Raw genomic sequence first — 14,129 nt, forward strand, 5'->3', positions numbered from 1 at the left:
TTGATGATTATATGGACCACTATAACAATACAAGAAAGCAATGGACATTAAAAAAAATGACTCCGGCAGCATACCGAAGCCATCTCATTGCCGCTTAAATAGCGGCACATCCTTTTTTTAAAACTGTCTACTTAATAGGGTTCAGTTCAAGATGCGCGTATCTGTTCTTCTTATTATTCAATATTCCGCTTTCTTATCCTTCAAGCAGCAGTGATTCTGGGTCCTCTAACAATTCCTTCACCGTTACCAAGAAGCGAACTGCTTCACTGCCGTCAATAATACGATGATCATAAGATAGAGCAATATACATCATTGGGCGATTCTCCATACGTTCATCATCAATAGCTACAGGGCGGACCTGAATCTTATGCATACCCAAGATTCCCACTTGCGGAGCATTCAGGATTGGAGTAGATAAGAGTGAACCAAATACTCCGCCATTTGTGATGGTAAATGTTCCGCCTTGCAGTTCATTTAGAGACAAGGTATTCGAACGCGCTTTAGATGCAAGTTCTCCAATGTTGCGTTCAATCTCAGCAAAGCTCAGACGGTCAGCATCGCGGACAACCGGAACAACAAGTCCTTCTTTAGCAGATACAGCTATACCGATATCATAGTATTTTTTAAGAATAATATCGTCGCCGTCAATCTCCGCGTTAACTGTTGGGAATTGTTTAAGCGCCCCTACAACTGCTTTCGTAAAGAATGACATAAAGCCAAGACCTACATCATGTTTTTCTTTGAATTTATCTTTACGACGTTTACGAACGTCCAAGATGGCAGTCATATCAACTTCATTAAATGTAGTTAGCATAGCCGCAGTTTGTTGTGCCTCTACCAGACGCTTCGCAATGGTTGCGCGGCGGCGAGACATTCTCTGACGTTCTACTGGCTTAGTGAAGCTTGCTTGTTCTTTTGGAGCAGAAGGAGCACTTGCCGGCTTACTAGGTGCTGCAGTAGGAGCCGTTTGCACCGAACCATGAGTTTTCACATCTTCCTGGTAGATACGTCCAATAGGATCGCGGCTCTGTACTTGATCAAGATCGATACCACGTTCACGGGCAAGCTTGCGTGCAGATGGAGAAGCTTTAGGGCTTCCGCTCTCAGCAGCATCCTCCTTTTGCTTGCTTTGTTCAGGAGCTGGTTCTGGCGACGCTGCAGGAGCCGGAGCTGCAGGAGCCGGAGCTGAAGCTGCTGCAGATTCCTTAGCGCCTGCGCCTGCTTCAAGCAGTGCAATTGCTTCCCCGATTTGCACCGTATCTCCTTCTTGATGCAAGATGCTGGTGATTACACCGCTCTCTTCCGCACTAATCTCGATATTTACTTTATCGGTTTCAACTTCTAGAAGTACATCCCCTTGATTTACAGAGTCTCCTTCTTTAACGACCCATCTGGATATTGTCCCTTCCGTGATGGATTCCCCCATAGCCGGTACTTTAATTTCGCTCACAGCAAGCTACCTCCCCAGTGGTATGTTTTTCTTCGAATTTTGTTTCAATACTTTAGCGATAATTTGTTGTTGTTCTTGAATATGAACGTGCTGGAATCCCGTAGCTGGGCTTGAATGCTCGGTACGTCCCGCATACTCCACTTTAACACCTTCTGGTGCAAGACCGCGCAGTTTGGGTTCCATATAGTTCCAGGCTCCCATATTTTTAGGTTCTTCCTGAGTCCATACGAGTTCTTTCAGATTGCGGAATCTAGCCAGTATCCGTTTAATCTCCTGTTCAGGGAATGGATACAGCTGTTCTACACGGATAATATGAAGCCAGGACCAGTCTTTTTCCTTATCTTTATCAATAGCCTCTTCTAGATCAATAGCTATCTTGCCGCTGCATAACAATACACGTTCCACTCCCTCTGACTGTATACCGAGGTTAGGTTGTTCGAGTACTGCCTGGAAACTGCCTTCGCTAAGCAGCTTAGCTGGCGATGCTACTCTAGGGTTACGAATCAGGCTCTTCGGTGACATGAGTACGAGCGGCCTTGCGTCTTCGGTTTCCGTCAAAGCAGCTTGGCGACGAAGTAAGTGGAAGTATTGCGCACTGCTTGAGAGATTGGCAACAATCCAGTTATCATCCGCACTCATCTGCAGGAAACGTTCTAATCTTGCACTTGTATGTTCAGGTCCCTGTCCTTCACTTGCGTGAGGTAAAAGCATAACCAAACTCGAATTCTGAGACCATTTCGAACGGCCAGAAGATATAAACTGATCAAAGACAACTTGAGCACAGTTAGCAAAATCACCGAATTGCGCTTCCCAGATGACAAGCGTCTCTGGAGAGAAAACATTATATCCATACTCAAATCCAAGAACAGATTCTTCTGATAAAGGACTATTATGAAGAGCAAATGACGCTTTAGCTTGCGGCAGACGATGCAGCATGTTGTACTCTTTGCCTGTCTCCGTATCATGTAGAACCAGGTTACGATGGGCAAAGGTTGCACGCTGTGCATCTTGCCCCGTCATTCGAATCGGTTTACCATCCGCAAGGATCGAAGCAAAGGCCAATGTTTCAGCCAAACTCCAGTCTACCTTTTCTCCCTCATCCAGAGCATTCTGACGACGTTGTAAAATTCTCTGCAGCTTCGGATACACCTTGAATCCTTCCGGCCATTTCAGTAATTCTGAATTGATCTCACGAAGTTTTTCTAACGGTACCCCAGTCGGCATATTCGTCATTCGTTCTGGTCGATCCAGACGTTTACTGCCCGCATCCACTTTATTATGAACTTCTTCATGACTTACCGTTCCTTGTTTTACTTCCTCGTAAGCCTGTTTCAGAACACGCTGCGCTTCTGTACGATACTCAGCCAGAAGATCGGATGAAATTCCCTTTTGGCTAAGATACTCAGCGTACAATTCAGTAACTAGCGCATGCTTTTTCACTTTTGCATACACAGTAGGTTGTGTCGTTTCCGGATCATCGGTCTCATTATGACCATAACGGCGATAACCAATCAGATCTATTAAAAAGTCTTTCTTATAGCGGTTTCGGTACGCTGATGCAAGTCTCATCGCAGCAACACATGCTTCAGGATGATCCGCATTAACGTGGACAATCGGAATTTCATAACCTTTTGCCAAATCGCTAGAATAAAGCGTAGACCGTGAGTCATCGCTGTTCGTTGTAAAACCTACTCGATTATTTACGATAACATGAAGTGTTCCGCCATTCTGGTACCCCTTCAGTGCTTTAAAATTCAAAGTTTCAGCTACGATACCCTCACCAGGGAAAGCAGCGTCACCATGCATTAGAATCGTTGCGGCTTTAGATACGTCCTGTTTAGGATAACCTGACTCGCTTCGATCTTCTTGCGCAGCACGAGCGAAACCTTGAACGACAGGGTTCACGTACTCGAGGTGACTCGGATTATTTGCAAGAGTGATTTTGGCCTGAATGTTATCCGCTTTTTTAAGCGTGCGTGTAGCACCTAAATGATATTTTACGTCACCCGTCCAGCCATAGTTCACACCGGAAGATGATTCCGAAGGAACAAGATCCTTGTTGATCGCTTGATGGAACTTGGAGAAGATTTTGCCATAAGGCTTACCAAGAATATGAGCAAGCACATTAAGTCTACCCCTATGAGCCATCCCCATTAGAATATGACTTGAACCTGCATCCGTCATCGTATCAATAAAAGTATCAAGCATAGGGACAAGCATGTCATTGCCTTCAATAGAAAACCATTTTTGTCCAACGAATGTCCTGTGCAAAAATTGTTCAAACTGTTCAACTTCTACCAAACGTTTTAAAAGTCCTTTTCGTTCTTCTTCCTTAAGTTCCTCTTGTAATTTGCCCGACTCGATATATTCATTAAGCCACTTTCGTTCTTCTTCGTCCTGAATATGCGTGAACTCAAAAGCGATCGGCCCAGTATATAATTCATTTAGACGCGTGACAGCATCTAGAGCTGTTTGGGTAGTCTGATCTGCATTCTCCCACACAATAGAGGCAGGCAATGATCTTAAATCCTGCTCGCTGAGACCGAAATGCCCAGGAGATAGAAGATCTGTATCTGTATTTTCACTGATTCCAAGAGGATCAATATCTGCTTTTAAATGACCGAATCTTCGTATATTTTGTACTAATTCACCTATTGTAACCGCTTTCCTTAAAAGGTGGATATCAGCTACACCGGAAGCAACCGTACTCCCTGTCTCATTATTACTTGTTTTTTCCTCTACAGGAGGAGGTCCCCATTGCTCAAAGAGTAAACGGTATTCAGCATCTACCAAATCCGGATTTACTATATAAATATCATATTGTTCTTGAACATAACCCATATTAGGTCCGTAATAAGCTTTCCAAGGGCTTTGCATATTGCCATCTTCGTTAGCCATAAATGTTCCCTCCGTCAATTATTTTGGATTGTTCCAGGACGGAATACCATATAAAAATCTGATTAATTAAAAACATATTATAAATCGTTAATATGAAGAGAATATGAATTAACTTCAGTAATGAATCGCTCTTTGGTCATCCTCATCTTTCATTACATAGCTACATAATTCATGAATTACGGGCACTCACAATAGAAAGGTGAGTTTCTTTATTTCATATAGTAGATGTAAACTGATGCTCATGTTAGCCCAAGGCGGTCACCTCATTTAATTATTCTACCGATCCCAAAGGATGGTTGTGGTTCCTGATTCTATTCTATAAAGATTTGAAGCGAAGAGCATTTCCAATTTTAAAGGTAATTGATGCATTAATTAGATGAATCATTATTTACGTTTCAATACACCAATTATATATTCTACCAAATAACGAGTAAGAAGACAAAAGTCTTGGAAATCTCCTCTTTTAAAAAGGTAGTTACTATATCTATAGTACCCTACTTTTCACGATTTGAATGGATTTTATACTTTTTAGCCAACTGTTGAAATTGAGCTAATGCTTTTACGATGGAGAGTCTCTTCATTTGCGGAGTAGAATTATATTCTTGTTAACAAGAATATATATAAAATCATTGGTTTCATTCCGGCATATTGTGGTAACCATAAGGCAAGAGTAATTTCATTAATCAATGGATTTGGCAAAGGAGGAATGATGCTTGGAACGTACAATTAAAATCGGAATCATTGGAAGCGGAGGTATTGCAAGAGCTCATGCAAATGCCTATAAACAACTTGACTATGTAGAGGTTGTAGCTGTTGCGGACATTATTTCAGGCAAAGCGTCCTTATTCATAGAACAAACAAATCTGCCTATGGCAAAAGCCTTTGATGATCATCAACATCTGCTGGAACTGGACCTCGATGGTGTCAGCATCTGTACACCGAACTTCTCCCATTACAATATTACTATTGATGCACTGAATGCAGGAAAGCATGTCATGGTAGAGAAACCGATGTCAGTAACACTCGATCAAGCGATTGAAATGGTAGAGGTCTCTAAACGCACGGGAAAGATGCTTACTGTCGGATTTCAACACAGATATGATCCAAATATGCAGTCCATTCGCAGCCTGATTCAAGATGGACAGCTTGGAAAGGTATATTATGTCGAAGCAGGCGGCGGCCGTAGGCGCGGTATGCCTGGGGGTACATTCATCAGAAAAGATCTTGCCGGCGCAGGAGCCATGGCAGACATTGGCTGCTATTCTCTAGATATGGTTCTCCATGCGCTAGGTTATCCAAAGCCGCTTACGGTATCTGCCTATACCTCCAATTATTTTGGCACGAACCCCAAATATCACCCAGAAGCAAATATGTTTAACGTAGAAGACTTTGGTGCGGCGATGGTTCGATTAGAAGGCGATATTTTGCTAAGCTACAAAATCTCCTGGGCTATGCATATGGATACACTCGGACCCTCGATGTTTCTTGGGACGGATGCTGGTTTAAAAGTTACTCCTGCAGGAAGCGGTCCTTGGAGCGGAGGCTGGGAAGGCCGAATCGGCAGTATGACGCTGTATCACGACATTGCTGGTCATCATACAGAAAGTCCTCTTCCTATTCAACATCATCAGCTCAATTTATTTCATGCAAAGATATTTGACTACGCTAATGCCATTCAAAAACGGTTACCCGCTCCCATACCGGGTGAGCAAATTTTATATAATCAGGCGATCATTGACGGAGTTCTCCGTTCCTCAGCAGCAAGAAAAGAAGTGACGATTGAAATTCCTGATTTATAGCAAAGCAATAAAAAATCACAGCAATAAGAAAAACAAAAAGCCATCTATCCTGTTGAGGATTACGATGGCTTATTTCTCATAATTCAATCTTCTCACTGCTTCAACTCTTTAACCTGTTCTTCGAGACGCCTTATTCTTTTGATCAAACTATAAATAATAGGAGTATAAGCTGCACAAGTAATGACTAAAATCTCAAGAATCATAGGCTACACCTCCTTGGATAGACGCAGCATATCTACACAAGGTATACCATTTTCGATAATAGGGTCAGGATAGTGTTTAATAAAAAAATCACGGTCAATTCCCGTAATTCGGAACCCTTCTCTTTGATACAATCCGAGCTGATCCAGACTTGAATTGCCAGTACCGATCTCAATAGTCAAGGCTCCCTGATCCTTTGCATGATCAAATGCACAGCGCAGTAATGCTCTTCCTATGCCCTTACCCTGATACTCCTCTTTCACTGCCAAATTTACAATCTCATACGTTTGCGGTCTGGTATGCAGCAGCACCACAATTCCTATAATCGCTCCATGAGATACGGCAACGCTTATTTGTCCGCGGGGAAGGTATTCGTCTATCACAGCTTTCGATGGATCAGCGAGGAGTAATAGATCATAAGGTACGAGATCTTCCTTCTCCATTGACCGGATCGTGTATTCCATATCTGTTCCCCCTTGATGCATCGGAAATGCGAAAATGCTTTTATAGTTCACTATTTACAAACTAACCTGCACGAAATGCTCTACTTTTGGAAAAGGATCATAGTAGTGATGCAGAATCCCTTTCCACTGCTGATATTCTTTCGAACCTCGAAATCCAATCGTGTGATCCTCCAGTGTTTCCCATTGAACTAACAGGAGATACTGATGATCTGTTTCCATACATTTGTACAATTCATGATGAATATACCCTGTCATGCTTGATATGATCGTAGATGCCTTAGCAAAATCTTGTTCAAAAGCAGATTCATTCCCTTTCGTTACATACAGCATGGCACTTTCCAGAATCATCGTGCATCGTCCTCGCTATAAAGGTTTAGACATATCTTCAAGTTGTTTCATATGATGGCGATCGTGCCAAATAAAATCTTCAACATAACTTTGTACCGTAAAAGGTCCGCCATCAAGTCCCTTATATTCTTTCGTCCAATCCTCAGCAGGCAGCTCATGAAGCGCACGGATAATCTGCTCCCGGTATTGGAGTGTTTCTTGCACTAACTCTTCTATACTGATCGTATGTGCATGTTCACGCGCCGCCTCATTAAATATATCAAAATCCAGATGCTGAATTTGCAGCTGTTTCTCTTCTCCCGAAATGATCAGAGATATCGCACCTTCCCAAAAATAACGATCCCAGCGCATCATATGACTAACCAGCTCACGAACTGTCCATTTCCCTACTGCAACCGGGGTATCCCAAAGCGTATTCTTCTCTATACTCCACTTGTGGAACCAGTCATGCCATTCGTGAAAAGACACAATCAAGGAATTTTTTTGCAGTGTATTCACTTCGTCTTCATCCCCTCGCAGAAATAGATTGGAATAGATATCAATTCTGAATTCATTCGTCAAGATACAAGAAATTCCCTGCTTTTCCACAAAATAAAACTTATTTCAAACGTGAATTTTCAATAATCTTGATGATTTCTGATATCGGGTCTTGTCGATCATAATCCAGCATCTGCGCTTTGATTTTTTCTTTATTCTCATCCAGTAAACGAATGGATTCAAGCAAGGTATCTTCGGCTAGATCTTCTTCCCATAAGATATGAGCATAACCAGACTTTTCAAAGGATTTGGCATTCAAAAGCTGATCTCCACGGCTTACTTTCTCAGATAATGGGATCAGCAGCATCGGTTTATGTAAGGTTAAGAATTCAAATATTGCATTCGAACCTGCTCTTGAAATCACCATATCCGCTAATGCAAGCACATCGGGAAGTTCATCCTGAAGATATTCAAATGCCTTGTAGCCTTGTACCGAATCCATCTCTAAGTCCACTTGGCCTTTCCCGCAGAGATGTACAATCTGATATTTTTGTGTAAGCTGGGTTGCTATAGCCCGCAAAGTATCATTCATCTTCTTCGCACCGAGGCTGCCACCCATAAATAACAGTACCGGCTTCTCTTGCTCAAAACCAAGCCATCTTCTGGCTCGCTCCTTGTCGCCTTGCCGTAATTCTTCTCTAACAACAGCCCCTACATGGATTGCCTTATTTCCTTTTAGATGTTTTACCGCTTCTTCAAAGGTGGTACATACCTTCGTAGCAAAAGCCAGAGCAATTCGGTTAGCGAGACCCGGGGTAAGATCCGATTCATGAATAACAACGGGGATTTTACGCATCCATGCAGCCATAACAACGGGAACAGAGACAAATCCGCCTTTCGAAAATACAATAGAGGGTTTCACATCTCCAAGGTACTGGTAAGCTTCACCCACCCCTTTTAGCACTCTAAAAGGATCTTTCAAATTCTTAACACTAAGGTACCGGCGTAGTTTCCCTGTTGCTATTGCTTTATAACTCACCTCTTCTAGAGACTGGACAAGTTCTTTTTCAATACCATCTCTAGAACCTATATAATGTACCTTTTCACCCTTTTGCAGAAAATAAGGAATAAGTGCCAAATTCACGGTTACATGTCCGGCTGATCCTCCCCCGGTAAAAACAATCGCTTGTTGTTCCATTTATATGCTCCACTCCTGTCTCATTGCGTTCATACCTACTTTATTAGATAATAATCATTATTACTTGCTATGCTATATATTGTGTTGGAGGAAACTAAATAATGAATAAAAATACGACAAATCATGATCATCCGCTTCATCGCATGATTGACCGCAGAGAAACACGTTCTGTGAAATGGGATGGAATGGAGTCCCTTTTTGGGGTAAAAGAAGCCATTCCCCTCTGGGTTGCAGACATGGACTTTACAGCACCAGAGCCGGTCCTGCAGGCAGTACGTGATGTAGCAGATCATGGAATACTCGGCTACGCTGCACCTAATACTTCATTTCAGCAGTCCATTGCGGACTGGATGCAAAAACGCCATGGCTGGAATGTAAGCCCCGAGTGGCTTGTTTATACACCAGGTATCGTCCCCGCCCTTAATATGGCAGTAGAAGCCTTTACTGAGCCTGGAGATCATATTATTATACAGCCTCCTGTTTACGGACCTTTTCACAAGTTAGCATCTAACCATGGACGAGAACTGGTGTTAAACCCTCTCCTTCACGATGAGCTTCATTATAAAATGGATCTGGCTCATTTGGAACAAGTTGCAAAACATGAAAAAGCTAAAATGCTCGTATTATGCAGCCCTCATAATCCGATTGGACGTGTATGGACCAAAGAAGAACTAGACAACGTAATGGAGATTGCTGCTAAGCATGACCTAATTGTTATCTCCGATGAGATTCACGCAGATCTCGTATTCAAAGAAGGACTGCATACGCCTTACGCTATGATATCTGAAGAAGCTAAAATGCATTCTGTCATCTGTACTGCCGCAAGCAAAACATTCAATATTGCTGGTTTACATACGTCAAATGTCGTCATCGCTAATGAAGAACTGCGCGAAAAGTTTAAGAAAATCATTGAAAAAAATGCACTCTCTTCAATGAACATCTTCGGTATTGCAGCAACGGAAGCAGCATACCGCGAAGGTGAACCTTGGCTTATAGAGACACTGGATTACATTCATGAAAATATGGTATATGTAACCGAATTTATTCATACGCATCTGCCGGAATTGAAAGTGGAACTGCCTGAATCAACTTATTTGCTGTGGATTGATTTTCGTAATCTGCAAATCCCTCATAAAGAACTCTATCAATTTCTGCTTCATGAAGCCGGTCTCGTCTTTAGCAGCGGCACCGACTTTGGTGAACATGGTGAAGGATTTATGCGCATGAATGTAGCATGTTCAAGGCACTTGCTGGAAGAAGCCATGAATAAGCTTAAAATTGCTTTACAGTCTCGATAAAAGATCAGCATGTACTCCATAATGTAGGGTGGGAAACCGTCTAACGGCGAGTTCCCACTCTTTTTTGTTTGTTTTTCTTTATTTCAGACATTTTGTTTCTTTTTATTTTTGTGCTGAATATATCATTTTTTACGATCAATACAAGAACCCTCCACCTAAAATGTTAAGAAATAGACCTATAAAACACTGTTAATTAAAGATTCCACTTTAATAATGAATTAATTTAAATAAACGGCAATCAAAATCAAATAATATACATTAAAAATAAATATTGACAATGAAAGCGCTTATTCGGTAGTATTTTGTTTACAACACAGATGTTCACAGATATTTTGATATTGTTTATTTCCGATTCATTATATGTACCTTAGGGGGAGGAATCAGAACCATGGGAATGAATAATCCCTTGGCTGTGAAACAGACGGTTCAAAGTAAAGGAGCCATGCATTTTTTCAAGAGAGAATGGCGCCGTAATAAGTACATTTATTTAATGCTTGTTCCTGTTTTAGCTTATTACCTGATCTTTTGTTATGGACCCATGTATGGGATTCTCTTATCATTCCAAAGCAGTTACAGCCCCGCAAAAGGAATTATGGGCGGAAACTGGATTGGTTTTGATAACTTCACCATGTTCTTCGAGAGCTATAATTTCTGGAGACTCATGAGTAACACCCTAATCCTTAGCTTGTTAAGTCTCGTTATCGGATTTCCCGCGCCGATCATTCTTGCACTTCTGTTAAATGAGGTGCGTAACCGATACTTTAAAAGCGCCGTACAAACGGTCAGCTACCTGCCTCACTTTATTTCGGTAGTCGTTGTTGTAGGTATGCTAAAAACCTTCTCATCGTTAGACGGTGGACTATTTAATATAATCCGAGGATTCTTCGGTTTTGAGGCGATGATGTTTTTTACCGATAAAGACATGTTTCGTCCTATGTATATTCTCTCTAATGTGTGGCAAGGTGCAGGATGGGCCTCCATTCTATTCCTCGCAGCACTCGCCGGCATTAACTCAGAGCAATATGAAGCTGCAAGGATGGACGGCGCAGGCAGATGGAATCAATTATTACATATTACATTGCCGGGGATCATGCCAACGGTTATCATCCTGCTTATTTTGCGGATGGGCAGTATTATGAACGCAGATTTTCAGAAGATTTTACTGATGCAAACCGCTGCTACGTATGAGACATCCGATGTTATTTCTACTTTTGTATATAGACAAGGGATGCTTCTAGGCGATCAGGCATACTCTACCGCAATTGGTTTGTTCAACTCCGTCATTAATTTCGCCTTACTGCTTGGTGCCAATTACATTAGCAGAAAAGCAAATGAAACCAGTCTGTGGTAGAGAGGTGAACCCAACATGAAAAAATCCTTTGGCGAAAATGTATTTGACGTTATCAATATTTTTCTGCTGCTTCTCGTAATGTTACTTTGTGCTTATCCTATGCTCTACATATTTAACTCTTCTATATCTGATCCGCAGCAGCTTCTAGCAAGTCGATCGCTTATGCTGCTCCCAGAAGGATTCTCCATAGAAGCTTATACAAAAGTATTTCAGAATCCCAAGATTTACAGTGGCTATATGAACACTTTGTTTTATGTTATTGTAGGAACTGCGCTTAACCTATTAATGACGACACTCGCTGCATATGCTCTTTCAAGACCTGATTTATACGGACGCAGCTTCTTCATGAAACTAATTACCTTCACTATGTTTTTTGGAGGCGGGATGATTCCTACCTTCTTGCTCATTCAGAATTTAGGTCTGCTGGATACGAGACTTGCCATGATTCTGCCGACAGCCATCAGTACATTTAACTTTATCATTATGAGAACGAATTTTATGAGTATCCCGCTCCCCTTGATCGAGTCTGCTAAAATCGATGGGGCTCATGACTTTCGAATTCTGTTTCAGATCGTTGTTCCTTTATCCAAGCCGATCATCGCCGTAATGACTCTTTATTACGCTGTGGATCATTGGAACGATTTTATGGGTCCTCTCTTGTACTTGAGATCTCAGGATCTATATCCGATTCAAATCATTCTTCGAGATATTTTGCTTAGTAACAGTACCGAAGCGATGGGTTCAGCGAATGACACCGGGTTTGCGATCGGAGAAAACATCAAGTATGCTACCATCATTGTTTCGACACTCCCAATTTTGCTGATCTATCCTTTTATCCAACGTTATTTTGTTCAAGGTGCACTGATTGGAGCCATTAAAGAATAGAGCAAAGTACTTGCATCATCTTTACATCATTCGTGGTGCAAGTAACAGCTTTATCCTATAGATTGTTAAGGAGGGTTTATATGAAGAGGGTCATGTCTATCATGCTTGGTTTGGTAATGACAACAGGGCTTCTTGCAGGATGTAGTGGAACGAAAGAGGCGGAGGGCCCTAAGCCAGCGGAGGGCGAGCAGGCGATTACCGAAATTTCTCTTCCGATTGTAGATGAACCAATGACAATCAATTATTGGAGAGCAAATGACGGGAAAATCGCTTCAGGCAACGGATTCAGCGATGTGAAAGCTTACCAGGAGAAAGAAAAACGCACCGGAATTAAGGTGAATTTCACGCATCCTCCACTCGGCCAACAAAAAGATCAATTCAATCTTTTAGTCACAGGTAACCAGCTTCCTGACATTATTTATTACAACTGGGCTGATGTATCAGGCGGACCGGAGAAACTGCTAGCGGACGGACGCATTATAAAACTTAATGAGTATATCGACCTTTATGCTCCAAATCTAAAGAAAATCATTGCAGAAGATGAAGAAGTTCGGAAACAAATTTCACTCGATGACGGTACGATCTTCATGTTCCCTTATCTACGTACAGATTCTGTAAAACTTAATGGGACAACAGGCTTGATTCTACGTCAAGATTGGCTTGATAAGCTAAATCTGAAAACGCCTACAAATATCGACGAGTGGTATACCGTACTAAAAGCATTTAGAGAACAAGATCCGAATGGCAACGGTAAAAAAGATGAGCTTCCTTTTACGGCTAACTGGGGTCCAGGTAACATGAGTAAATTGAATGATTTTGCACCTGCCTTTGGCGTCCTTGCAGGTTTTCAGTTGAATGGAGAAACCATTGAATATGGTCCGATTCAACCAGGTTACAAAGAATTTTTAACTACCATGAGAAAGTGGTATGAAGAAGGTCTGATCGATCCAGAAGTCATGACCAATGACGGAAAAGCTTTTGACTACAAAATTACGAATAACCAAGCTGGTTCTTACTATGGCGGTGTGTTTAGCGGTATGGCAAAATACCTTAATATGATGGCTGAGAAAGACCCTAACTTTAACCTTGTTGGCGCTCCTTGGACGAAAGATCAGAATGGTGTATCTAGAAGTACTTTCCGTTTTGATACCAAAGTATTAAGTTATGGTGAAGCCATCACTACTTCTGCGGACAAAGACAAACTGAAAGCCATTGTCCAGTGGATGGATTATAACTACAGTCCGGAAGGACATGATCTCTTTAACTTCGGTATTGAGAATGAAAGTTACACTCGTAATGGCGACGCTATCGAATTTACAGATACGATTCTTAAAAACCCGGATGGACTGACTTATGACCAGGCACTTGCTAGTTATGCACTTTCTATTATGGATGGACCAATGAACCAAGATACGCGTTATCTAGATGCACTGATGACATTTGATCAGCAAAAAGAAGCAAATAATTCATGGATGCAAGCAGATTATTCAATGGCTCTTCCTAACCTGCGTAAAACAGAAGATGAAGCAAGAAAAGAAGCCCAAATTATGGGTCAGGTTAACACCTATGTTGATGAAATGGTTACGAAATTTATTCTAGGTGATGAACCTCTTACAAGTTACGAAACCTTTGTTGAGACCATTAAAGGCATGGGTATTGAAGAAGTAATTAAGATCCATCAAGATGCTTACACACGATACCAAGCACGTTAATTCCACAAGAAAGAGAGTGGGCAAAAGGGTGAAAAACCCTTCGCTCAC

At 41.7% G+C, this 14,129-nt stretch carries 12 protein-coding genes; 6 read left to right on the forward strand and 6 right to left on the reverse strand.

All coding sequences use genetic code 11. From position 1 onward, the window contains the following. Positions 1–98 (forward strand): IS3 family transposase (locus tag GQY27_RS02955; RefSeq protein WP_160032058.1); only part of this gene is annotated, 98 nt, incomplete at its 5' end. A gap of 95 nt (positions 99–193) precedes the next feature. On the opposite strand, the gene odhB is transcribed toward GQY27_RS02955, so the two are convergent. Both odhB and GQY27_RS02965 read right to left on the reverse strand, forming a co-directional pair. After that, positions 194–1,450 carry a 2-oxoglutarate dehydrogenase complex dihydrolipoyllysine-residue succinyltransferase gene (odhB, locus tag GQY27_RS02960; RefSeq protein ID WP_160032059.1) on the reverse strand — a complete coding sequence of 419 codons (1,257 nt, stop codon included), beginning with the start codon at positions 1,448–1,450 and terminating at the stop codon, positions 194–196. A 6-nt stretch (positions 1,451–1,456) separates the two neighbouring features. Next, positions 1,457–4,348 carry a 2-oxoglutarate dehydrogenase E1 component gene (locus GQY27_RS02965; protein ID WP_160032060.1) on the reverse strand — a complete coding sequence of 964 codons (2,892 nt, stop codon included), beginning with the start codon at positions 4,346–4,348 and terminating at the stop codon, positions 1,457–1,459. A gap of 713 nt (positions 4,349–5,061) precedes the next feature. On the opposite strand from GQY27_RS02965, the gene GQY27_RS02970 reads away from it, so the two are divergent. After that, positions 5,062–6,147 (forward strand): Gfo/Idh/MocA family protein, encoded by a 1,086-nt coding sequence (locus GQY27_RS02970; protein ID WP_160032061.1) that lies wholly within the window; start codon positions 5,062–5,064, stop codon positions 6,145–6,147. A gap of 206 nt (positions 6,148–6,353) precedes the next feature. On the opposite strand, the gene GQY27_RS02975 is transcribed toward GQY27_RS02970, so the two are convergent. Genes GQY27_RS02975 through murG form a run of 4 tightly spaced genes read right to left on the reverse strand, consistent with a single transcriptional unit; the run spans position 6,354 to position 8,835 of the window. Then, positions 6,354–6,812: a GNAT family N-acetyltransferase gene (locus GQY27_RS02975; RefSeq protein WP_160032062.1), complete on the reverse strand. Its 459-nt coding sequence runs from the start codon at positions 6,810–6,812 to the stop codon at positions 6,354–6,356. A gap of 54 nt (positions 6,813–6,866) precedes the next feature. Then, positions 6,867–7,160: an antibiotic biosynthesis monooxygenase family protein gene (locus GQY27_RS02980; RefSeq protein WP_160032063.1), complete on the reverse strand. Its 294-nt coding sequence runs from the start codon at positions 7,158–7,160 to the stop codon at positions 6,867–6,869. Between the two features lie 15 nt (positions 7,161–7,175). After that, positions 7,176–7,721 (reverse strand): DinB family protein, encoded by a 546-nt coding sequence (locus GQY27_RS02985; protein WP_160032064.1) that lies wholly within the window; start codon positions 7,719–7,721, stop codon positions 7,176–7,178. 37 nt (positions 7,722–7,758) lie between these two features. After that, the gene (gene murG, locus GQY27_RS02990) at positions 7,759–8,835 is read right to left on the reverse strand and encodes an undecaprenyldiphospho-muramoylpentapeptide beta-N-acetylglucosaminyltransferase (RefSeq protein ID WP_160032065.1); all 1,077 of its coding nucleotides are present in this window, start codon (positions 8,833–8,835) and stop codon (positions 7,759–7,761) included. A gap of 101 nt (positions 8,836–8,936) precedes the next feature. On the opposite strand from murG, the gene GQY27_RS02995 reads away from it, so the two are divergent. From GQY27_RS02995 to GQY27_RS03010, 4 genes are all read left to right on the forward strand, one after another. Beyond that, positions 8,937–10,133 carry a MalY/PatB family protein gene (locus GQY27_RS02995; protein ID WP_236570462.1) on the forward strand — a complete coding sequence of 399 codons (1,197 nt, stop codon included), beginning with the start codon at positions 8,937–8,939 and terminating at the stop codon, positions 10,131–10,133. 394 nt (positions 10,134–10,527) lie between these two features. Next, on the forward strand, positions 10,528–11,484 hold the full coding sequence (locus GQY27_RS03000; protein WP_160032476.1) for an ABC transporter permease: 957 nt from the start codon (positions 10,528–10,530) through the stop codon (positions 11,482–11,484). A gap of 15 nt (positions 11,485–11,499) precedes the next feature. Continuing rightward, entirely contained in the window at positions 11,500–12,369 is an 870-nt protein-coding gene (locus tag GQY27_RS03005) for a carbohydrate ABC transporter permease (RefSeq protein ID WP_160032066.1), read from the forward strand. A gap of 80 nt (positions 12,370–12,449) precedes the next feature. Next, positions 12,450–14,081 (forward strand): type 2 periplasmic-binding domain-containing protein, encoded by a 1,632-nt coding sequence (locus GQY27_RS03010; RefSeq protein WP_160032067.1) that lies wholly within the window; start codon positions 12,450–12,452, stop codon positions 14,079–14,081. The last annotated feature ends 48 nt before the right edge of the window (positions 14,082–14,129 follow it).

Source organism: Paenibacillus sp. An7 (genome assembly GCF_009870785.1).
Lineage (GTDB): Bacteria > Bacillota > Bacilli > Paenibacillales > Paenibacillaceae > Paenibacillus.

Excerpts from the sequence above, each read along its gene's own strand:
- GQY27_RS02965 (WP_160032060.1), bottom strand. The coding sequence starts at position 4,348 with ATGGCTAACGAAGATGGCAATATGCAAAGCCCTTGGAAAGCTTATTAC.
- GQY27_RS02980 (WP_160032063.1), bottom strand. The coding sequence starts at position 7,160 with ATGATTCTGGAAAGTGCCATGCTGTATGTAACGAAAGGGAATGAATCT.
- GQY27_RS03000 (WP_160032476.1), top strand. The coding sequence starts at position 10,528 with ATGAATAATCCCTTGGCTGTGAAACAGACGGTTCAAAGTAAAGGAGCC.
- GQY27_RS02975 (WP_160032062.1), bottom strand. The coding sequence starts at position 6,812 with ATGGAATACACGATCCGGTCAATGGAGAAGGAAGATCTCGTACCTTAT.
- GQY27_RS02995 (WP_236570462.1), top strand. The coding sequence starts at position 8,937 with ATGAATAAAAATACGACAAATCATGATCATCCGCTTCATCGCATGATT.
- murG (WP_160032065.1), bottom strand. The coding sequence starts at position 8,835 with ATGGAACAACAAGCGATTGTTTTTACCGGGGGAGGATCAGCCGGACAT.
- GQY27_RS03010 (WP_160032067.1), top strand. The coding sequence starts at position 12,450 with ATGAAGAGGGTCATGTCTATCATGCTTGGTTTGGTAATGACAACAGGG.
- GQY27_RS03005 (WP_160032066.1), top strand. The coding sequence starts at position 11,500 with ATGAAAAAATCCTTTGGCGAAAATGTATTTGACGTTATCAATATTTTT.